The sequence below is a fragment of the Pseudomonas sivasensis genome, assembly GCF_021391435.1.
Taxonomy (GTDB): Bacteria; Pseudomonadota; Gammaproteobacteria; order Pseudomonadales; family Pseudomonadaceae; genus Aquipseudomonas; species Aquipseudomonas sivasensis.
Genome location: NZ_CP090029.1, coordinates 1,086,978 through 1,106,090, shown reverse-complemented (window position 1 = coordinate 1,106,090; position 19,113 = coordinate 1,086,978). Strand labels below are relative to the sequence as shown.

General features: G+C 59.0%; 19 protein-coding genes and 5 tRNA genes. 9 read left to right on the top strand and 15 right to left on the bottom strand.

Annotated elements, in window-relative coordinates; genetic code table 11:
• Positions 1-17: 17 nt before the first annotated feature.
• Positions 18-2,168, bottom strand: coding sequence for a DUF1631 domain-containing protein (locus LRO94_RS04885; protein ID WP_179179529.1), 2,151 nt, complete (start codon positions 2,166-2,168; stop codon positions 18-20).
• A gap of 244 nt (positions 2,169-2,412) precedes the next feature.
• Here LRO94_RS04885 and nadC point away from each other — a divergent pair, with 244 nt between their 5' ends.
• A complete protein-coding gene (nadC, locus tag LRO94_RS04880; protein ID WP_179179530.1) occupies positions 2,413-3,261 on the top strand; it encodes a carboxylating nicotinate-nucleotide diphosphorylase in 849 nt (282 codons plus the stop codon).
• A 65-nt stretch (positions 3,262-3,326) separates the two neighbouring features.
• Here the strand turns inward: nadC and LRO94_RS04875 are convergent, their stop codons facing one another.
• The 4 genes from LRO94_RS04875 to LRO94_RS04860 form a co-directional block, all read right to left on the bottom strand.
• A complete protein-coding gene (locus LRO94_RS04875) occupies positions 3,327-3,632 on the bottom strand; it encodes a DUF6388 family protein (protein ID WP_032886199.1) in 306 nt (101 codons plus the stop codon).
• Positions 3,633-3,796: 164 nt separating this feature from the next.
• Positions 3,797-3,869, bottom strand: a tRNA-Thr gene (locus LRO94_RS04870).
• A 48-nt stretch (positions 3,870-3,917) separates the two neighbouring features.
• Entirely contained in the window at positions 3,918-5,318 is a 1,401-nt protein-coding gene (locus tag LRO94_RS04865) for an O-antigen ligase family protein (protein ID WP_179179531.1), read from the bottom strand.
• Between the two features lie 35 nt (positions 5,319-5,353).
• A complete protein-coding gene (locus LRO94_RS04860; RefSeq protein ID WP_179180097.1) occupies positions 5,354-5,755 on the bottom strand; it encodes a pilin in 402 nt (133 codons plus the stop codon).
• A gap of 202 nt (positions 5,756-5,957) precedes the next feature.
• On the opposite strand from LRO94_RS04860, the gene LRO94_RS04855 reads away from it, so the two are divergent.
• The 4 genes from LRO94_RS04855 to yacG are packed head-to-tail and all read left to right on the top strand — an operon-like array spanning position 5,958 to position 8,846.
• Complete coding sequence (locus LRO94_RS04855) at positions 5,958-7,166, top strand: type II secretion system F family protein (protein WP_179179532.1); 1,209 nt, start codon at positions 5,958-5,960, stop codon at positions 7,164-7,166.
• Positions 7,163-8,029 (top strand): prepilin peptidase, encoded by an 867-nt coding sequence (locus tag LRO94_RS04850; RefSeq protein WP_122752396.1) that lies wholly within the window; start codon positions 7,163-7,165, stop codon positions 8,027-8,029. Before LRO94_RS04855 ends, LRO94_RS04850 begins: the two co-directional genes overlap by 4 nt.
• The gene (gene coaE / locus LRO94_RS04845; protein ID WP_032886194.1) at positions 8,026-8,649 is read left to right on the top strand and encodes a dephospho-CoA kinase; all 624 of its coding nucleotides are present in this window, start codon (positions 8,026-8,028) and stop codon (positions 8,647-8,649) included. Before LRO94_RS04850 ends, coaE begins: the two co-directional genes overlap by 4 nt.
• On the top strand, positions 8,646-8,846 hold the full coding sequence (gene yacG, locus LRO94_RS04840) for a DNA gyrase inhibitor YacG (RefSeq protein WP_032886193.1): 201 nt from the start codon (positions 8,646-8,648) through the stop codon (positions 8,844-8,846). Before coaE ends, yacG begins: the two co-directional genes overlap by 4 nt.
• On the opposite strand, the gene LRO94_RS04835 is transcribed toward yacG, so the two are convergent.
• The 3 genes from LRO94_RS04835 to LRO94_RS04825 all read right to left on the bottom strand — a co-directional run bounded on the left by LRO94_RS04835 (position 8,843) and on the right by LRO94_RS04825 (position 10,287).
• Positions 8,843-9,058 (bottom strand): hypothetical protein, encoded by a 216-nt coding sequence (locus LRO94_RS04835; protein WP_032886192.1) that lies wholly within the window; start codon positions 9,056-9,058, stop codon positions 8,843-8,845. The two genes, yacG and LRO94_RS04835, sit on opposite strands and share 4 nt — an antisense overlap.
• Positions 9,059-9,133: 75 nt before the next feature.
• A complete protein-coding gene (locus tag LRO94_RS04830) occupies positions 9,134-9,823 on the bottom strand; it encodes an energy-coupling factor ABC transporter permease (protein WP_179179533.1) in 690 nt (229 codons plus the stop codon).
• Positions 9,820-10,287, bottom strand: a complete 468-nt coding sequence (locus tag LRO94_RS04825; protein ID WP_032886190.1) for a hypothetical protein — start codon at positions 10,285-10,287, stop codon at positions 9,820-9,822. Before LRO94_RS04825 ends, LRO94_RS04830 begins: the two co-directional genes overlap by 4 nt.
• A gap of 104 nt (positions 10,288-10,391) precedes the next feature.
• Between LRO94_RS04825 and LRO94_RS04820 the strand changes: the two genes are divergently transcribed.
• The 3 genes from LRO94_RS04820 to LRO94_RS04810 are packed head-to-tail and all read left to right on the top strand — an operon-like array spanning position 10,392 to position 12,611.
• Positions 10,392-11,021 carry a DUF1780 domain-containing protein gene (locus tag LRO94_RS04820; RefSeq protein WP_032886189.1) on the top strand — a complete coding sequence of 210 codons (630 nt, stop codon included), beginning with the start codon at positions 10,392-10,394 and terminating at the stop codon, positions 11,019-11,021.
• A 57-nt stretch (positions 11,022-11,078) separates the two neighbouring features.
• Positions 11,079-11,252, top strand: coding sequence for a DUF3094 family protein (locus LRO94_RS04815; protein WP_032886188.1), 174 nt, complete (start codon positions 11,079-11,081; stop codon positions 11,250-11,252).
• A 60-nt stretch (positions 11,253-11,312) separates the two neighbouring features.
• Complete coding sequence (locus LRO94_RS04810; RefSeq protein ID WP_032886187.1) at positions 11,313-12,611, top strand: NAD(P)/FAD-dependent oxidoreductase; 1,299 nt, start codon at positions 11,313-11,315, stop codon at positions 12,609-12,611.
• 177 nt (positions 12,612-12,788) lie between these two features.
• Here the strand turns inward: LRO94_RS04810 and LRO94_RS04805 are convergent.
• From LRO94_RS04805 to rluD, 7 genes are all read right to left on the bottom strand, one after another.
• Positions 12,789-12,865, bottom strand: a tRNA-Pro gene (locus LRO94_RS04805).
• 94 nt (positions 12,866-12,959) lie between these two features.
• Positions 12,960-13,035 (bottom strand) — tRNA-Lys (locus LRO94_RS04800).
• 5 nt (positions 13,036-13,040) lie between these two features.
• Positions 13,041-13,117, bottom strand: a tRNA-Pro gene (locus LRO94_RS04795).
• Between the two features lie 9 nt (positions 13,118-13,126).
• A tRNA-Asn gene (locus tag LRO94_RS04790) sits at positions 13,127-13,202 on the bottom strand.
• Positions 13,203-13,505: 303 nt separating this feature from the next.
• Positions 13,506-16,070 carry an ATP-dependent chaperone ClpB gene (clpB, locus tag LRO94_RS04785; protein WP_032886186.1) on the bottom strand — a complete coding sequence of 855 codons (2,565 nt, stop codon included), beginning with the start codon at positions 16,068-16,070 and terminating at the stop codon, positions 13,506-13,508.
• 131 nt (positions 16,071-16,201) lie between these two features.
• Positions 16,202-16,927, bottom strand: a complete 726-nt coding sequence (gene pgeF / locus LRO94_RS04780) for a peptidoglycan editing factor PgeF (RefSeq protein ID WP_032886185.1) — start codon at positions 16,925-16,927, stop codon at positions 16,202-16,204.
• Positions 16,924-17,886 carry a 23S rRNA pseudouridine(1911/1915/1917) synthase RluD gene (gene rluD, locus LRO94_RS04775; RefSeq protein ID WP_032886184.1) on the bottom strand — a complete coding sequence of 321 codons (963 nt, stop codon included), beginning with the start codon at positions 17,884-17,886 and terminating at the stop codon, positions 16,924-16,926. Before rluD ends, pgeF begins: the two co-directional genes overlap by 4 nt.
• A gap of 149 nt (positions 17,887-18,035) precedes the next feature.
• On the opposite strand from rluD, the gene LRO94_RS04770 reads away from it, so the two are divergent.
• Positions 18,036-19,061 carry an outer membrane protein assembly factor BamD gene (locus tag LRO94_RS04770; protein ID WP_032886183.1) on the top strand — a complete coding sequence of 342 codons (1,026 nt, stop codon included), beginning with the start codon at positions 18,036-18,038 and terminating at the stop codon, positions 19,059-19,061.
• Positions 19,062-19,113: the final 52 nt, after the last annotated feature.

The window sequence follows — 19,113 nt, the reverse complement described above, 5'->3', positions numbered from 1 at the left end:
CGACCCCGTGGTTGCGATCACTTGCCGCGATTGAGTTGACGCAGTTGCCCCACCACTGCCGCCAGTACTCGCTCGAACAGCGGCCCATCATCCAGGATGTACAGCGCCCCACGCTTGAACGCCAGCGCCAGTTGGCCTGCACTTTTATCCAGGACTTTGAGCCCGGTGCGGCCAACAAAAACGTAGGTATTGGCCGGTGCCATGATCGCCATCAGCTTGCACCGCAGGGCGCTGGGCTGCCCTGGCTGGAACACGACCCAGTCACCGATCCGCAATTTGTAAACCTTGAGCAGGTCCGGATCATCCGCCGGGAGATCTTCAACTGAACCAGGCGGCGTTGTGCTGAGCACTAAAGGTTCGCGCACTTCGATCAACCCATCGACACCCTCGGTCGGCTGGACATGCAGGGCCTGCAAACGAACAAAAAAATCACGGGTGCTGAAGGGGTCGAAGGCTGCGCTGGTCAACCCGTCGCGTAGGGCCTTGAGCAAGCCCGGCAACTGCTCTACTAAATGGCCCCCGGCTTCGGTGTCTTGCGGCAGGCTCACACTCCAGATCAGCTCATCCATGGTGCGCAGCGCTGCTTGCCATTGCACCGACTGCTCGCCGTACTTGAGGCTGGCCAGCAACAGCACCTGACTCCAGGCCTGTTGCAGAAACAGCACCACAGCTCGCGGTAAAACCTTGCCCAATAGCCGTCGATTGAGCACCTCGGCCACCCGTGCTCGCGCCGCGTCAGTGCGCACGCGCCCTTCTTCGGCGTCGCGAGTGTGCTGCTCAAGCAACTCGCAGCGCCGACGCTCATCAGCGGTAAACGCATTGAACTCAGTCAGCAACAGGGAAAAAATCGCCGGGTCTTCGACATACTCATTGAGCAAACGCTGAACCACCTGCTCGATGCGCAGATACAGACTGTCGCGCTGGTAGTCAGCGACCGGGCTCCAGCCCATGGCGGTCGTGGCAATTTCATTCAACAGGCGCCGCGCTGGGTGGCTGGCACGGCTGAAAAAACTCTTGTCCAGCACCGCCACTTTCAGCAGTGGGATCTGCAGTCGGCCGATCAAAGCCTTGAAGGCGTCCGGCACGGCGCGGTCGTTGAGGATAAATTCGAACAGCAAGGCGATCAGGTTGATTACATCTTCGTCCGCATCCTCCACGACCCGCGACTTGCCACTTTTGACGCTGACACGGGTGAGCAATTGCTCAAGCTGGTTACGCAGGTCGAAATCATCTTCGACTTCCGGTTCCGGCACGTACTGCTGCAAATGGGACAACAGCCGCAACAGGTCGCGGGTGGCGATGGGCTGGGGTTCTGCGCTGGCCTCAAGCGTAGGCGACACGCTACCGCGCACGGGGGCCAACAGCGCCTGCAAAGCGGCGAAGGCTTGCTGGCCATTCTCGTCGACGGGTTGCTCCGCGCTGGGCAATGCTGCTTCACGCTGGTAATCACGAGTGGCGCGCTCGCCAGGGCGACGGGAGGGTACAGCCTTGAGTTCCGGCAATACGCCGGTGGCGCCCAGCAACTGGTTGGCTTCCCCGTAGAGTTGGTCGGCGTCACTGAGCACGTATTTTTCAAACAGTTTGAGCATGATCAGTTTGACGCGGATCTCCACACCCAAACTGCGCCCCGCACGCAGGAAAAACTCGCACAGTAGCGCCGGGCCCAAAGGGTTTTCACGATCATCCAGGTTATTGCCCAGCAAGGCACTCAAGCGCGCGGTCAACTGCCCAAGCGCCAGGCCGTCTCGGTTGCGCACCCGGCCGACCATAGCCTCAAGTGCCACGGCTTTTTCCAATTCATCCTTGGATGAACTTGGCGCCGTGTCATAGGACATCACCGGCACCATCTGAAGCTCGCCCCTCCCCGCCTGACCCAGGCCGCCAAAGGCTTGGAATAGCCGCTCCATGAACACGCGCTCGAAATTCTTGCGCTTGAGGCGCAGGTCACGCATGGCTTCAAAGAAAATATGGTGATCCACGTTGCTGCGGGCCTTGTCGGCCATCTCGAACAACGTGTCGTCGGCGTTATCGAACAATTCCTGCAGCCCCTGCTGCAACTGTTGCGCGGCTCTGTCGCGAACCTGCAGCAGTACCACCGGCAGGCGCGCGAGCGGCGATGGCGTGGCGTGTGCCCTGTTGATTGGCACCACCTTTCCGTCATTGTGCATCCTGGCCTCCTGAAACGGCGGTATTGAGTTGGGGAAAGATCGGGTACAGGCCCGTTGGGCGCTGTGGAAACCGCTCATCACCAGGACGTCAAAGCTATGACGCCAATTGCAAGGCGCAGGATTATCTTGCAAATGAGGGCCGTTGCGCCAGCACCCTCTGACATTGCGTGGTAAATCAGCGGTGACTCTGGGTTCGAATGCACGCTACCCCTATAATCGGGACACTTTGTTTGTGGAGCCTGTTATGCCGAACCTCCGTCTTGCCGACCTCACCGCCGAAATCGAAGCCAACGTGCGCCGTGCACTGCTGGAAGACATCGGCAGCGGCGACATCACCGCGCAGTTGATCCCGACCGAACGGCTGGCCACCGCCACCATCATTACCCGCGATATCGCTGTGATTGCCGGTACGGCCTGGGTAGACGCAGTCTTCCGCCAACTGGACCCAAGGGTCGCCGTGCACTGGCAAGTGACCGACGGCGAGCGCGTCAGCCCCAACCAAGCCCTGTTCCACCTCGAAGGCCCGGCGCGCTCGTTGCTCACCGGCGAACGCTCTGCCCTGAACTTCCTGCAGTTGCTGTCCGGGGTCGCCACACGCGCCCGGTTCCTCGCAGATTTTGTCGCCAGCACCCAGGTCAAGCTGCTGGATACCCGAAAAACCCTGCCCGGCCTGCGCCTGGCGCAGAAATACGCCGTGACCTGTGGTGGCTGCCACAACCACCGGATTGGCTTGTATGACGCGTTCCTGATCAAGGAAAACCACATCGCGGCCTGCGGTGGTATCGCCCAAGCCATTACCGCCGCGCACAAAATCGCGCCCGGCAGGCCGGTGGAAATCGAAGTGGAAAGCTTGGACGAACTACGCGAAGCACTGGCAGCGGGCGCCGACATCATCATGCTGGATGAATTGAGCCTGGAAGATATGCGTGAGGCCGTGCGCCTGAACGGCGGCAAGGCGAAGCTGGAAGCCAGTGGCGGGATCAATGAAAGCACCCTGCTGCCCATCGCTGAAACCGGAGTGGACTACATCTCCATCGGCGCGATGACCAAGGATGTTAAGGCGGTGGACTTGTCTATGCGACTGAGCATCTGAGGTCAATATTTGATGCTTGATTGTGGTGAGCGGGCTGCCCCGCACACCACACAAGTACGTCGGCGTCAGACGACCAGGTTATTCATCTCGCAATACTCTTCCCAATCCACACCCAGCACCTCGGCCGCCTCTTTGTGCAAGGCCAGCCGTGCGGCTTCGAACTCTTCCGGTGTCGAGGTGTACTTGAGGGTCAACTCCCAAGGCTGGAGGCCCTGGCTCTCGGCCTCGTCCTCGAATGCCCACTGGATCTGGTCGCGCTGATCATCGGCGCTCAGGTCCTTGATCTCTTCTTTGAGCTGCGGCGATTCCCCGATGTATTTTTCGAGGGCTGCTTGATGTCGAACTTCCTGGGTCATTTCAGTCGTGGTCATGTTGTTCTCTTAGATCGAGGAATGGGGATGCATCTGGGTCATCAAGGTTGCGCAGATACAAAAGAGCGGGCATGAATGCCGACTCGTCTGGCCTTCAGAACCATTCTGGGATCATCTGAAAACGTTGCCGTTTAAACACGGCATCTAAAACAGTAGCGCCTTTATGCCCGAGACAGGAATCGAACCTGCGACCTTCGCGTTACGAGTGCGCTGCTCTACCAACTGAGCTACACGGGCGGTGGGCTAAAGCTAGCACCGCATCGGGCGTCCGGCAACTTACACCCCTCAGCGAGCAATGACCCCCTGGGCCCAGAAACGTGGTTGCAGGTGATTTCCATGGTCACTCAGGTATTGCTGCTGGGCTTGCGCGATGTGAGGGACATCGCGCAGTGCAATCGCAATCAACAGACCAACGGCCAGCACACTCAGTACTTTCCAAGCCCACCCAACCAGCGGTAGCGCAACCGTTGCCGAGGCACCCCACACATGCAGCGCCATTAGCCAGCCGATTGTCAGTGCCAGCCAGACTTGGGAAATGGGCATCACGATCACGCCGTCGACCATGGACTGCACCAAGGCGCCGACCAACGCTGCAAACAGACATAAGCGCAACAGATCAACGCGCTCGGCAGACAGCGCCCTCTGACGCAGCACACCAAGCGCGGCCCATCCGGAACGCCACGCCAACACCGCCACGCAGAGTGCCGACGGCACACCCCATTCGCTGGCCCATTGCAAAACGGACTGATGCGGATGGGCGGCGATCTCGTTGGCAATATCAGCAAAATGCATCGGCCCGAACCCGAGCCATGGCCGCTCGACAAGCATATGCCATGCCTGCCACCAGATTGGACCACGCCCAGACAGCGAGGTGGTGAGGCGATCACCGGCGCCACTGGAAAGCACAATCCCCAAGTGGTCGGCCAGCGCCGTAAATACCAGCCAGTACAACAACAGGCCGCCTGCGACAGCGGCCAACTGCCACCCCATCCAGCGTCGCCCCCAGGGCCCCAGCAGCGCCAGCAGTAAACCCGCCGCGCCCATCCCTAGCCATGTACCGCGCGTAGCACCGCTTATCGCAATCAGCCACCAGACGCACAACAAAGCAAACGCCGCACCTCGCACGGCGCGGGAGATATTGGGTATCAGCAGGGGAAGCACCAGTAACGGCAGGGTGAATGTCTGGAACTGACCGTAGAAGCGCTTGTTGGAAAAGCCGGACAGCAACAGGTCAGGATCCAGCGTGCGTGCACCACTGGTGAATGCGAGCGCACCGGCATACAGATATTGGATGGTTTTGATCAGGCACAGCAGCAGCACAACCAGGATCAGCACACGATCCATCGGGTCACCGCCGTGGCGCCGGAGTAAGGCAAACGCTACGGCAATTGCAGCGCAACTGAAAAACAATGCCACTTCGGTGAAGGCCCAGAGCGGCTGATGGGCCAGTACCGAAGACACCATGCCCATCACCAGAACCAGCGCCAGGCCCCAGCCCGTAAGCCTATCCACCAAGGGTTCAAGCCTGGTAACCGACAGCCCATACAGCACCGCACAGACCCCGATGGCAATCTGCACTACGCGCTGCAGATCGTGCCCACTGAACGGTGCGCAGATCCCAATCGTCAGCAAGCACACCACTGCTACCAGGAACACACCGCCTCGCTGCTGTACGGATAACGCCATCGGCCACCTCTACTTCCCTGTGGATGGTTTAGCAGTTATGCGCCGCAACCCTTGCCGGCATATTTCTCTTCAGCAGTTGTAGTGCATTTCCAGCCGGTGGCGCTGCGCGTCAGGCTGATGGTCTTGCCCAGCACAGGCGCTGGCGCATCAAGTATTTCGCAACTGATGGAGCCCACGCCCGTCGTGACGTCGCCTGCTACATCGATCTTGCAGTTGGCGGTCGGGGTCGTGCCGCCAATCAAGGCCAAGGTGGGTACGGTGCCCTGATTGAAGGTGTCTTCGTAGCCGGCCTTCAAGGCAGTAATTTCAGCCAGGCCGGCAGTGAACTTGGCCTTGGCCTGGTGTGTGGTGTACATCGGGAGGCCGATGGTGGCCAAAATGCCGATGATTGCCACGACGATCAACAACTCGATCAAGGTAAAGCCTCTTTGACTCATCACATTCACTCTCCAGAATAGAACTCATGACAAGGCGCGTCCTGCACCCCGTTTTTTTCAGCGGCGCCAGTGTACTCACCCGTAAGCGGGCAATCGCGCACAAGACGCACATTCTGACATTTTATCCTGCGCCCTCGACACGCCCGAATCCGTCACCTGACTACGCTATAAATCTTCGAAGGTTTATATGCGGAACCGCGACATGAACAACGCTTCAACGATTTATGCTTGGGAAGGCATCAACCGAAAAGGGCGCAGGGTGTCCGGGCAAACCAAGGGGCACAACCCTGCCCTGGTCAAGGCACAACTACGCCAGCAAGGCATCAGCCCTGGCCGTGTGCGCAAGCACTCCCCGATGCTGCCAAGCCTTACTCATTCGGTTAAAGCCACTGACATCACGCTGTTCACTCGCCAACTGGCAACGCTGCTCAGAGCCGGAATCCCCCTTTTGCAAGCCTTCGATATCATCAACGAAGGCTTCGACAACCGCGCGGTGCGTGAGCTGGTACAAGACCTGAAACAGCACATCGCAGCCGGCACCAGTCTGGCCGAGGCGTTGCGTAAACAACCGCGCTACTTCGATGAGCTGTACTGCAACCTGGTGGCCGCGGGCGAACAAGCGGGTGCGCTGGAGACCCTGCTGGACCGGGTAGCGATCCACCGCGAAAAGAGCGAGCAACTCAATGGCAGGATTAAAAAGGCCATGACCTACCCCGTTGCGGTCCTGGTGGTTGCCAGCCTGGTCACCGGCATACTGCTGGTTCACGTAGTTCCGCAGTTCCAAACCCTGTTCGCCGGGGTTGACGGTAAGCTGCCAACGCTTACCTTGCAGGTGATCGCCTTGTCGGCATTCGTGCAGCAAGCCTGGTGGATGCTGGTGTTGGGCATTGCCGCCGGAATCATGGGGTTGCGTAAGGCCTATCGGAGCTCGCCGCGTTTTCGCTACTGGCTCGACGCCGGTTTGTTGAATGCGCCCTTGGCAGGCAAACTGCTGACAAAATCCGCAGTGGCCCGCTACGCCCGTACGTTGTCCACCACCTTTGCAGCGGGTGTTCCACTGGTACAGGCTTTGGACTCAGTCGCCGGCGCCGTGGGCAATGCTCCGTTCAAACAGGCAATCGAACATATGCGTCACGATGTATCCACTGGCATGCAGTTGAATCACTCCATGGCCAACAGCGGCCTGTTTCCCAGTATGGCGATTCAGATGACAGCAATCGGCGAAGAATCGGGCATGCTGGAACAGATGCTGGAAAAAGTCGCCAACCACTATGAGAACGACGTGGACGACCAAGTCGACAGCCTCACCAGCCTGATGGAACCGCTGATCATGGTGGTTCTGGGGGGGATTGTCGCGACGCTGGTCATCGCCATGTACCTGCCGGTCTTCCAACTGGGGAGCGCATTTTGAATTTGCTGTTGAGTGAGCACCCATGGGCCTTTGTGGCGATAGCGTCGGTACTGGGGCTGATCGTCGGCAGTTTTCTCAATGTGCTCGTGTGGCGCCTGCCAAAAATGCTCGAACGGGAATGGCGTGCTCAGGCCCACGAAGTGCTCGGTTTACCTGCTGAGCCTGCCGGGCCGACCTACAACCTGATGCACCCCAACTCGTGCTGCCCGCACTGTGATCATCCGATCCGGCCGTGGGAAAACATCCCGGTGCTCAGTTACCTGATACTCCGAGGCCGCTGCGCCCACTGCCAGGCAACCATCAGCTCACGCTACCCCTTCACCGAGCTTGCGTGCGGGCTGATCTCGGCCTGGGTCGCCCTACATTTCGGCTTTGGCTGGCAAGCCGCAGCAGTGCTGATATTGAGTTGGGGGTTGCTGGCAATGAGCCTGATCGACGCGGACCACCAATTACTGCCGGATGTGCTGGTGCTGCCATTGCTGTGGCTGGGGTTGATCGTCAACAGCTTTGAATTACTGACGACTTTACCCGACGCCCTTTGGGGCACAGTGATCGGCTACATGAGCTTATGGAGCGTGTTCTGGCTGTTCAAATTGGTCACCGGTAAGGACGGCATGGGCCACGGCGACTTCAAGTTACTGGCTCTGCTCGGCGCCTGGGGTGGTTGGCAGATTTTGCCGATGACACTGTTGATGTCGTCGCTGGTGGGAGTGGTTATCGGGCTGATCCTGATGCGCGTGCGCAAGACTCAGGCTTCGGCCCCGATGCCGTTTGGTCCGTATCTGGCAATTGCCGGCTGGATTGCATTGCTCTGGGGTGGTCAAATAACCGACTTCTATTTGCAGTCTGTCGGTTTCAGATGACCACTTCTGTTGCAACACCCTGGATTCTTGGCCTCACCGGCGGCATCGGCAGCGGTAAAAGCGCGGCGGCCCAGCACTTTATCGACCTGGGCGTGGACCTGGTCGACGCCGACCACGCCGCGCGCTGGGTGGTCGAGCCTGGCCGGCCGGCACTGGCACGCATCGCCGAGCACTTTGGTGCACACGTGCTGCAGCCCGACGGTCAACTGGACCGCGCCGCGTTGCGCAAGCTGATCTTTGAAGTACCTGAAGAGCGCCTATGGCTGGAAGGCTTGCTACACCCGCTGATCGGCGAGGAGATTCGCAGCCACCTGGCGCGCGCGCGCTCGCCTTACGCGATCCTGGTGTCGCCGTTGCTGATCGAGTCCGGCCAGTACAGCATGACCCAGCGCATCCTGGTGATCGACGTGCCGCAATCGGTGCAGATTCAGCGTACCCTGCAGCGCGACGGCATCAGCGAACAGCAAGTACAGGCGATTCTAAAGGCTCAGTCCAGCCGTGAAGACCGCCTGAACCATGCCGATGACGTACTGGTCAATGACCAGGACCTCGCCTGGCTGCACAGCGAGGTCGAGCGACTGCATCACTTTTACCTTACTTTGCGTGGAGGCCGATCATGAGCCAACCCTTGACCGTCGACTGCCCAACCTGCGGCGCCCCCGTGGAATGGAAAACCGACAATCTCAACCGGCCGTTTTGCTCGGACCGTTGCAAACTCATCGATCTGGGCGCCTGGGCCGCTGAAGAACACAAGATCCCCGTAGCCCCGGACGCAGAAGACGAGCTGTTTTCCGAAGATCTGCCGCCTCGCCATTAAGGCCGCATAAAGGCATATTCCTGCTGGTCGTCGAGGTTTTCTGCAAGGTATTGCAGCTCGTCGGCCAGGTCTTCAAAACTGCGCACGCCCTTGCTCTGCTGCACAACCGCACTGAGCATGGCCCGCAGGGTCAGGCCTGGGTCGAAACCGATTTCCTGCGCCGCATCCTGGCTTTTTCGCAACTCCTGCCGTGCCCACTCATACACACCCATGATCCGTGCTCCCGCCTGCTTATCTAAAATTTGGCAGAGCATGGGCCTGCTCGCTCGCCCTGGGTTTGATCTGGATCAACGCTGCGAATCGTCATCCTTCCAAGGCGCAGAGAGGTAGCGGGTGCGGTTGAAGGTCTCCAGCCATTCGGGGCAAAACACCACCAGAGCGCTGATGACCATGCCGTTGATAAAGGCCTCTGGGAAGATGATCAGCCACAGGTAGCCGACGAAATCTTCCAGCCATTCTGGCATGGCAAAACGGCCGTCAAACCATAGCAAACCCAACCCCAGTAACAGGCAGAGCAAGGCGGACAGCGCGGCAGCAAAAAAACCGGAGCAAAAGATATACACGAAAGGATTGCGCGGCTGCGCCCGCTCGACCACAAGCGCACAGCCTTCGGTGATCAGCACCGGCAGCACGACCAGCAGCAGGCCGTTGACGCCAAGGGCCGCCAGGTCCTGGCGCCCAAGCAGCATTAACCCGAACTGGGCGGCAAAACCACCGACGATGGCCAGGGGCCAATCCAGCAGCAGGGTTACGGCGGTCATACCAATAAAGTGGTAGGACACACCAGTGTCGAAATCCCGCCGCACCAGCCACAACATGAACAGTGCGAACACCGTACCGAACAGCAAATGCTGGCGCCGCCGGTCGGCAAACAACTCGACCCAGGGCGAGCGCAGGATCGCCCATAGCAGCACCGGCGCATACATCAGCCAACCGATGCCCAGGGTTGTGGGCGCCAGCACTGCGGCGCTGATCACGGCCTCACCTGCTCCAGGGCCTGGCGCAATTCGGCAGCAGTGCCGTATTCGTGCTGAGAAACCAACGCACCGTTTTCCAGCTGCAGCCACAGCACTTTATCCGCCGCTGCGGGATAACGCGGGGCGATACGCGCGTCACGGTCCAGCATGACCCGGTAGTTGTAGGATTGCATGGCGGGTACCGCGAACAGTTTGGCGATCAGTCGAGGCATGCGCTGGATATCGGCGACGAACACTGCATGCCGTGCTTCTAAGTAGCCTTTAGGTTGGCCTTGCAGCGCCGCATCTACCAGCTTCGCTGCGTCCATGCTGCGCGCCACCAGCAGAATCTGCGCATGGTTATCGAGGGTATAGGCTTGGTCGAATTGATCGAGCAAGGTCCAGGGAGTGAGGCGCTCGCCCACTTCAACAGCCTGCGCCCATACCGGTAAAAGACTTAGCAACAACACCACCAGAAACTTCACTGCACGCTCCTCATTTGGGGGGATTACGCTTGAAAGGCCAGTCTACACCCTGGCTTTTGCGGCAGGACTTCCTGCGGTCATCATTTGGACGCTAAGCTGCATGCATGGATGACTCAGATTATTTGCGCCTGCTCACCGTAGCAGCCGAACAAGCCAATGCGTTCCTGTCCAATGCCCGCAAATGGGAGCGTGAGCGTTGGGTCTGCCAGCGCCTGCTGCAAGGTTTGAACGTGCCTTACCGCGCCGAAGAGTTTCATGCCGCAGGTCAAGAACCACCGGATGTGCTGTTTCGCGATGCCAGTTTCGAGGTGTTTTTCGTACTTGATGAAGGGCGGCGACTGAACGACGAATGGCGAGACGAACTGCTGCGCCGGCGTAGCGCATTCTCCCTCAGCCAACTGGTGCGGCGCGAAGCCAAGCCTCGGCGAATCCCCGCTCATGAATTCCTGCTGCGCCTGGCGCCCACGTTGCGCAAGAAGGCCCACAACTACAAAGAGCGCGGGATGGACCTGGGCGAACTGGATCTTGTCGCGTTCACCAGCCTCAAGCGCGAAGTGCTCGACCTCAACAGCCACTTCCCACCCCCCACCGAATACTTGCGCCAAGGCTGGCGCTCGCTGTCTCTGGTGGGGCCAACGTTCGCGCGAGTGCTGTTCGCTCACCCGGACGCCCCGGATTTCTTGCGCAACAACCTGGGGCGCAGCATAGTGTTCGACGTGGGGATCAGCCTCTGATCCCAACCCGACTGTAACGTGGCGCCCTTTTGCAACGTCTACCTGACGAGGCCTTATATGACCAGTCGCCTGAACCCCGACGACCAAAAGCATGTCGAAGAGTATCTGCAACTCTCCCAAAACCGAGTCGAGCGCAAGCCTTTCCGGCCGTGGCTGCTCCTTGGTGTGGTGCTGGTGGTGGTGATCGGGCTCGGTCTGCTGAGCCGCCTTTTGAGTTACCTAACGCTATGAGCTGCCTGGCGCTCGCGAGGGTAACTGCTCCGATTTCTTTTAGCCTTGCGAGATATCCCTATGACCCATCGTATTATTATCGTCGGCGGCGGCGCCGGCGGTCTGGAGTTGGCTACCCGCCTGGGTAAGACTCTGGGCAAGCGTGGCACTGCCAGCATCACGCTGGTGGACACCAACCTGACCCATATCTGGAAGCCGCTGCTGCACGAAGTGGCCGCCGGGTCGCTGAACTCTTCGGAAGACGAACTCAACTACGTCGCCCAGGCCAAATGGAACCACTTCGAGTTCCAACTGGGGCGCATGAGCGGGCTTGACCGAGAGCAGAAGAAGATTCAGTTGGCCGCCACCCTCGACGAAGAGGGCCGCGAACTGGTGCCTGCGCGCGTTCTGAGCTACGACAGCCTAGTGATTGCGGTAGGCAGCACCACTAACGACTTCGGCACCGAGGGCGCGGCGCAACACTGCCTGTTTCTCGACACCCGCAAACAGGCCGAACGTTTTCACCAGCAACTGCTCAACCACTACCTGCGCGCACATGCCGGACAGACCGATGTCGTCGAGCAGATCAGTGTCGCCATCGTCGGCGCCGGCGCCACCGGCGTCGAACTCGCCGCCGAGCTGCATAACGCTGCCCATGAGCTGGCTGCCTACGGCCTGGACCGAATCAAGCCGGAAAACATGCACATCACCCTGATCGAAGCCGGCCCACGCGTACTGCCCGCCCTACCGGAGCGTATTGGCGGGCCTGTGCATAAAACCCTGGAGAAGCTCGGCGTGACCGTACTGACCAACTCGGCCGTCAGCGAAGTCACCGCCGATGCACTGATTACCAGCAGCGGCCAGGTGATTCCGGCCAGTCTTAAAGTGTGGGCTGCGGGGATTCGCGCGCCAGGGTTCCTCAAGGATATTGATGGCCTGGAAACCAACCGCATCAATCAGCTGCAAGTGCTGCCGACGCTGCAAACCACCCGCGACGAAAATATCTTTGCGTTCGGCGACTGCGCCGCGTGCCCGCAACCGGGCACCGACCGCAACGTACCACCACGGGCCCAGGCTGCCCACCAGCAAGCATCGTTGCTGGCTAAGTCGCTGAAGCTACGCATCGAGGGCAAGGAGCTGCCGTCGTACAAGTACACCGACTATGGATCGCTGATCTCGCTGTCACGCTTTTCAGCGGTGGGTAACTTGATGGGCAATCTGACAGGCAGTGTGATGCTGGAAGGCTGGCTGGCGCGGATGTTCTACGTGTCGCTGTACCGGATGCACCAGATGGCGCTCTATGGCTTCTTCCGCACGGCGATGCTGATGCTGGGCAGCAGGATTGGGCGTGGTACTGAGCCGCGACTCAAACTTCACTAACAACATAAAATAATGTCGGAGGGGGCCTGCTCCCGATCGCGGTGGGTCAGCTATGTCTTCATTGGCTGACAGACTGCTGTCGGGATCAGGCCCCCTCTCACGTTTGATGCGCAGTGTTTTGAGGTTTTGCGTGCGCAAAAAAAATCCCCGTATCTTTCGATACGAGGATTTTTAATATGGTCGGGGTAGGGGGATTCGAACTCCCGACATCCTGCTCCCAAAGCAGGCGCGCTACCGGACTGCGCTATACCCCGGTAAAAAAAAGGCGACCTCTCAGTCGCCTTCTTCGATCAGCGCTTTTGGCCTCTGATCTTAAGATTCGATTCCAGCGCTAACTGGTCTCAAAAATGGTGGGTCGTGTGGGATTCGAACCTACGACCAATTGGTTAAAAGCCAACTGCTCTACCAACTGAGCTAACGACCCAAAAATGGTCGGGGTAGGGGGATTCGAACTCCCGACATCCTGCTCCCAAAGCAGGCGCGCTACCGGACTGCGCTATACCCCGGTTTGAAATTGGCTCCGTGACCAGGACTCGAACCTGGGACCCAATGATTAACAGTCATTTGCTCTACCGACTGAGCTATCACGGAACTACATATTTCAAAGTACAACTTTTACTGCTTGAAACTCTCCTCTTCGACCCTGTCCGTATCGCTACGTTAGCGTCTCTGAGGCGCGCTATTCTACAATCTTAAAAACCCCTGTCAACCCTTTAAATTGCTTTTAAGACAATGATTTGCGCTTCTTTCTGATTTCTTCTTGGGGAGAAGAAACCCGTGGGCTGACGTTGCTGCGGGGCGCACTTTACAAGCCTTTCCCTTACAGTTCAACGCCCTAACGAAAAAAAAGGTCCCGCGATGCGGGACCTTCTCTCATAACGCTGCAATCCAGGCTTAATGGAAGACGATTTCGTCGTTCTCCACAGTCGCCTCTACGCTGGTGCCTGGCATAAAGCTGCCTGACAGGATCAACTGCGCCAGCGGGTTTTCGATCCAGCGCTGGATCGCACGTTTCAAAGGCCGTGCACCATACACCGGGTCGTAACCGACTGCGATCAGCTTGTCTAACGCCTCGCGGCTCAGCTCCAGCGACAGCTCGCGCTCTGCCAGACGACCGCGCAAGCGGCCCAACTGGATCTCGGTGATGCCCGCGATCTGATCACGCGCCAATGGCTCGAAGATCACCACTTCGTCGACCCGGTTGATGAATTCCGGGCGGAAGTGTGTGGTCAGCGCATCCATTACCGCAGCGCGCTGGGCCTCACGATCACCTACCAACTCCTGGATCTGGGAGGAGCCCAGGTTGGACGTCATCACGATCACCGTGTTGCGGAAGTCAACGGTACGCCCGTGACTGTCCGTCAACCGACCATCTTCCAGCACTTGCAGCAGGATGTTGAATACATCCGGATGCGCCTTCTCGACCTCATCCAGCAGGATCACCGAGTAAGGCTTACGCCGCACGGCTTCGGTCAGGTAACCGCCCTCCTCGTAGCCCACATAGCCTGGTGGAGCACCGATCAGGCGAGCCACCGAGTGTTTTTCCATGAACTCGGACATATCGATCCGCACCATGGCCTCTTCAGTATCAAAGAGAAACTCAGCCAGCGCCTTGCATAGCTCGGTCTTACCCACGCCGGTCGGGCCAAGAAACATGAACGAGCCGCTCGGGCGGTTCGGGTCGGACAAGCCGGCCCGCGAACGCCGTACCGCGTTGGACACCGCCACGACCGCCTCTTCCTGGCCGATCACGCGCTGGTGCAATAGATGCTCCATCTTCAGCAGCTTGTCGCGCTCGCCTTCGAGCATTTTCGACACAGGAATGCCGGTCCACTTCGAGACGACTTCGGCGATTTCTTCCTCGGTCACCTTGCTGCGCAGCAACTGATTCTCGCTCTTGCCGTGCTGGTCGACCATTTGCAAGCTGCGCTCCAGGTCCGGGATGACACCGTACTGCAATTCGGCCATGCGGTTCAGGTCGCCCTTACGGCGTGCAGCCTCCAGTTCCTGACGGGACTGTTCGATCTTTTGCTGGATCTGCGCAGAGCCCTGCACTTCGGCTTTTTCCGAGGTCCAGATCTCTTCCAGGTCCGAATACTCGCGCTCAAGCCGCAAAATTTCTTCCTGGAGTTTTTCCAGGCGTTTCTTCGCAGCGTCGTCTTCTTCTTTCTTTAAAGCCTGAGATTCGACTTTCAGTTGAATCAGGCGCCGATCCAGGCGGTCGAGCACTTCCGGCTTGGAGTCGATTTCCATACGAATGCGGCTGGCCGCTTCGTCGATCAAATCGATGGCCTTGTCCGGCAACTGACGATCGGTGATATAGCGATGGCTCAATTTGGCCGCTGCAATGATCGCACCGTCAGTGATCGCCACCTTGTGGTGGACCTCATAGCGTTCTTTCAAACCGCGCAGGATGGCGATGGTGTCCTCTTCGCTCGGTTCTTCCACCAGCACTTTCTGGAAGCGACGCTCAAGGGCTGCATCCTTCTCTATATATTGACGGTACTCGTTGAGCGTCGTTGCACCTACGCAGTGCAACTCGCCGCGCGCCAAAGCTGGCTTGAGCATGTTGCCAGCATCCATCGAGCCCTCGCCTTTTCCGGCGCCGACCATGGTGTGCAGTTCGTCGATAAACAGAATGATCTGCCCTTCCTGCTTCGACAGTTCATTAAGCAGAGATTTCAGGCGCTCTTCAAACTCGCCGCGGAACTTAGCACCGGCGATCAACGACCCCATGTCCAAGGACAGCAGGCGTTTGCCTTTAAGGCCGTCCGGCACTTCACCATTGATGATGCGCTGAGCCAAACCCTCGGCAATCGCGGTTTTACCCACACCAGGCTCACCGATCAGCACAGGGTTATTCTTGGTGCGACGCTGCAGGACTTGGATGGTGCGACGAATCTCGTCGTCGCGGCCGATGACAGGATCAAGCTTGCCTTCTTCGGCACGCTTGGTCAGATCGACGGTGTACTTGTCCAGGGCCTGGCGCGACTCCTCGTGGTTAGGATCATTCACCGCGTCGCCACCACGCAGATTGTTGATGGCATTTTCCAGGGCTTTCTTGCTCACGCCCTGGCCCAGCAACAACTTGCCGAGCTTGCTGTTCTCGTCCATGGCGGCGAGCAGCACCAGTTCGCTGGAGATGAACTGGTCGCCCTTTTGCTGGGCCAGGCGGTCGGCCTGGTTAAGCAGGCGCGCCAGATCCTGCGACATGTTCACGTCGCCGGTTGGATTTTGGATTTTTGGCAGCTGGTCGAGCTCTTTGCTCAACTCCTTGCGCAGGCTGCTGACATCAAAGCCCACCTGCATCAGCAAGGGCTTGATAGAACCACCTTGCTGTTCCAGAAGAGCCTGCATCAAGTGTGCAGGCTCAATGGCCGGGTGGTCGAGACCCACCGCCAACGACTGGGAGTCCGATAACGCCAACTGTAATTTGCTGGTTAAACGATCAATACGCATTAGTCACCTTCCTTTTGAGCAGGCCGGAGCTATAAAACATTCCTGAATGAAGAAACCTGCCAGATACCCTTATAGATGGGGTGGATTCTGGAAGATTCAAGCTACGGACAGTTGACGTAAGTCAGGAGAGTCTAGCGTTCGAGCCAGATAAGGGAGGCAAATCGACCGGTGCGCGGACTGCGCCGGTAAGAAAAGAAGCGCGGATCGGTCACGGTGCACAAACCACCACCGTAAACAGCCGTGACACCCCGTGCGGCAAGGCGCAGGCGAGCCAGTTGATAGATGTCGGCCATGAACTTGCCAGGATTACGGCTCGGCACAAAGGCTTGGGCAGTGGTCGGCAGTTGCTGCATGAAGGCTTCACGCACCTCAGGACCGACTTCAAAGGATTGAGGACCGATTGCCGGGCCCAACCAGACCAATACGTCGGCAGGAGCGGTATCCAGACTTTCGAAAGCCGCTTCCAACACGCCAGCCGCCAACCCGCGCCAACCGGCATGGGCCGCTGCGACACGAGTCCCTGCGCGGTTGCAGAATAACGCGGGCAGGCAATCGGCAGTCATAGAGGTACAAGCGATGCCTGGGTTGCTGGTCCAACAGCCATCGGCTTCAGCCGTGCGGCCAGGATCAGCCTCAACCACGGTCACCCCGTGAACTTGGCGCAGCCAGGCCGGCTGAATATCAAATGCGTCGCTAAGACGACGGCGATTTTCAAGAACGGCCTCCAGCCTGTCCTCTACATGATCGCCCAAGTTGAGGCTGTCGAACGGCGCCAGGCTGACGCCGCCCGCACGGGTGGTAACGCAGGCCTTTACCCGAGCCGGCGCGGGCCAGTCAGGTATCAGCCAGTCACTCATCCAACAAACGCCTCACGGTCCTGCTTGAGCAGTGACAGCAACCAGACAAAATCGTCCGGCAGTGGCGATTCCCAGCTCATGCGCTTACCACTCGTCGGATGATCCAGTTCCAGGAAGCGTGCATGCAGTGCCTGGCGCGGGAACGTCTTGAGCGATTCAACCATTGTCTGACTGGCCGCAGGCGGAATGCGGAAGCGACCACCGTAGGCAGGATCGCCGACCAACGGGAAGTTGATGTGTGCCATGTGCACTCGAATCTGGTGAGTACGACCGGTTTCCAGCTTGACCCGAACGTGGGTGTGGGAACGGAAACGCTCCAATACACGGTAGTGGCTTACGGCCTGCTTGCCGCCCTCCATTACCGCCATGCGCTGGCGCTGCTGGCCGTGGCGACCGATAGGGGCGTTGATCTTGCCACCCGCGACGACCACGCCGATCACGATGCACTCATAGATCCGGCTGACGCTACGGCTCTGCAACTGCGTAACCAGTTGCGTCTGCGCCTGAATGGTCTTGGCAACCACCATCAGGCCGGTGGTGTCCTTGTCCAGACGGTGCACGATACCGCAGCGCGGCACGTTGATGATGTCCGGGATATGGTGCAACAGGGCATTGAGCAAGGTGCCATCAGCGTGCCCGGCCGCCGGGTGAACCACCAGGCCTGCGGGTTTGTTGATGACGAGGATGTCGTCGTCTTCATAGACGATATCCAGCTCAATGTCTTGGGCGACCCATTCTCCCTGGGCTTCCTGCTCGGCAGTCAGCTCAAGAATCGCACCGCCATGGACTATGTCTCGCGGGCGGATAACCGCTCCATCCACAGTCAGGCGGCCGTCTTTGATCCAGGCGGAAAGGCGCGAGCGCGAGTGCTCAGCGAATAATTGTGCGGCGACTTGATCGAGGCGTTGGCCGCCCAATTCGGACGGCACCTCTGCGCGAAGTTCAATTTTATCGGACATGCTCAGACTAGGCGTGGCACAGCCTTTGGTTTCGGCTGCGCGCTTGTGGTTAAATACGGCGTCTTTTGCCCCGAGGCTTTCAACGGGGCGCTCATCATAACAGGACGGCCCCGCCCAAGACAGCGGCCGTCATAGGGACGCAAGCCGCCATGCAAGTGAAACACCTGCTGCTGATCGCCATCCTCGCCATGACTGCTGCTTGCTCGTCAACAAAGGAAGTCGTCGACGAAAACCTGAGCGAAGTCGAGCTGTACCAACTGGCACAGAAAGACTTGGACAATAATAGCTACACCAGCGCCACAGCGAAGCTGAAGGCACTGGAGTCGCGTTATCCGTTCGGGCGCTATGCCGACCAGGCTCAGCTTGAGCTGATCTATGCCAACTACAAGAACGCCGAACCGGAAGCCGCCAAGTCCGCCGCCGAGCGTTTCATCCGTTTGCACCCGCAACACCCGAACGTGGACTACGCCTACTACCTCAAGGGCCTGACCTCGTTCGACCAGGATGTTGGCCTGCTGGCGCGCTTCCTGCCGCTGGACATGACCAAGCGTGACCCAGGTGCTGCCCGCGACTCCTACAATGAGTTCGCCCAGCTGACCAGCCGCTACCCGAACAGCCGCTACGCCCCGGACGCCAAGCAGCGCATGATCTACCTGCGCAACCTGCTGGCGTCTTACGAGATCCACGTAGCTCACTACTACCTGACCCGTCAAGCGTATGTCGCTGCTGCCAACCGTGGCCGCTACGTAGTAGAAAACTTCCAGGAGACCCCTTCCGTGGGTGACGGCCTGGCAGTGATGACCGAGGCCTACCAACGTCTGCACTTGGACGAACTGGCCAACACCAGCCTGGAAACCCTGAAGCTCAACTACCCGGATCACCCGAGCCTGAAAGACGGCCAGTTCGTGCCTCAGGTTGCCGAAGCGGACAACCGTTCGTGGCTGAGCAAATACACCCTTGGCCTGATCGAGTCGCGCCCACCGTTGCCGCCGGGCGAAACCCGCGCCAATCAGGACGTGATCAAGCAGTACCAGGACGCCAAGGAAGCCATTCCTTCGGAGCTCAAGCCGCACGACGAGAACGGCGACGTGATCGAAGAAGAAGAGCCAGAGGCCCTGGGCAACAATCAGGACCGCTCTTGGTTCAGCTACATGACCTTCGGTGTGTTCGACTGATCTGTCGACGCAACGCAAAAAGGAGCCCCTCGGGGCTCCTTTTTTATTGGGC

Bases quoted from the DNA above. Each gene is read 5' to 3' on its own strand.
- LRO94_RS04885 (WP_179179529.1), bottom strand. From the start codon at position 2,168: ATGCACAATGACGGAAAGGTGGTGCCAATCAACAGGGCACACGCCACG.
- nadC (WP_179179530.1), top strand. From the start codon at position 2,413: ATGCCGAACCTCCGTCTTGCCGACCTCACCGCCGAAATCGAAGCCAAC.
- LRO94_RS04875 (WP_032886199.1), bottom strand. From the start codon at position 3,632: ATGACCACGACTGAAATGACCCAGGAAGTTCGACATCAAGCAGCCCTC.
- LRO94_RS04865 (WP_179179531.1), bottom strand. From the start codon at position 5,318: ATGGCGTTATCCGTACAGCAGCGAGGCGGTGTGTTCCTGGTAGCAGTG.
- LRO94_RS04860 (WP_179180097.1), bottom strand. From the start codon at position 5,755: ATGAGTCAAAGAGGCTTTACCTTGATCGAGTTGTTGATCGTCGTGGCA.
- LRO94_RS04855 (WP_179179532.1), top strand. From the start codon at position 5,958: ATGAACAACGCTTCAACGATTTATGCTTGGGAAGGCATCAACCGAAAA.
- coaE (WP_032886194.1), top strand. From the start codon at position 8,026: ATGACCACTTCTGTTGCAACACCCTGGATTCTTGGCCTCACCGGCGGC.
- yacG (WP_032886193.1), top strand. From the start codon at position 8,646: ATGAGCCAACCCTTGACCGTCGACTGCCCAACCTGCGGCGCCCCCGTG.
- LRO94_RS04835 (WP_032886192.1), bottom strand. From the start codon at position 9,058: ATGGGTGTGTATGAGTGGGCACGGCAGGAGTTGCGAAAAAGCCAGGAT.
- LRO94_RS04820 (WP_032886189.1), top strand. From the start codon at position 10,392: ATGGATGACTCAGATTATTTGCGCCTGCTCACCGTAGCAGCCGAACAA.
- LRO94_RS04815 (WP_032886188.1), top strand. From the start codon at position 11,079: ATGACCAGTCGCCTGAACCCCGACGACCAAAAGCATGTCGAAGAGTAT.
- LRO94_RS04810 (WP_032886187.1), top strand. From the start codon at position 11,313: ATGACCCATCGTATTATTATCGTCGGCGGCGGCGCCGGCGGTCTGGAG.
- clpB (WP_032886186.1), bottom strand. From the start codon at position 16,070: ATGCGTATTGATCGTTTAACCAGCAAATTACAGTTGGCGTTATCGGAC.
- pgeF (WP_032886185.1), bottom strand. From the start codon at position 16,927: ATGAGTGACTGGCTGATACCTGACTGGCCCGCGCCGGCTCGGGTAAAG.
- rluD (WP_032886184.1), bottom strand. From the start codon at position 17,886: ATGTCCGATAAAATTGAACTTCGCGCAGAGGTGCCGTCCGAATTGGGC.
- LRO94_RS04770 (WP_032886183.1), top strand. From the start codon at position 18,036: ATGCAAGTGAAACACCTGCTGCTGATCGCCATCCTCGCCATGACTGCT.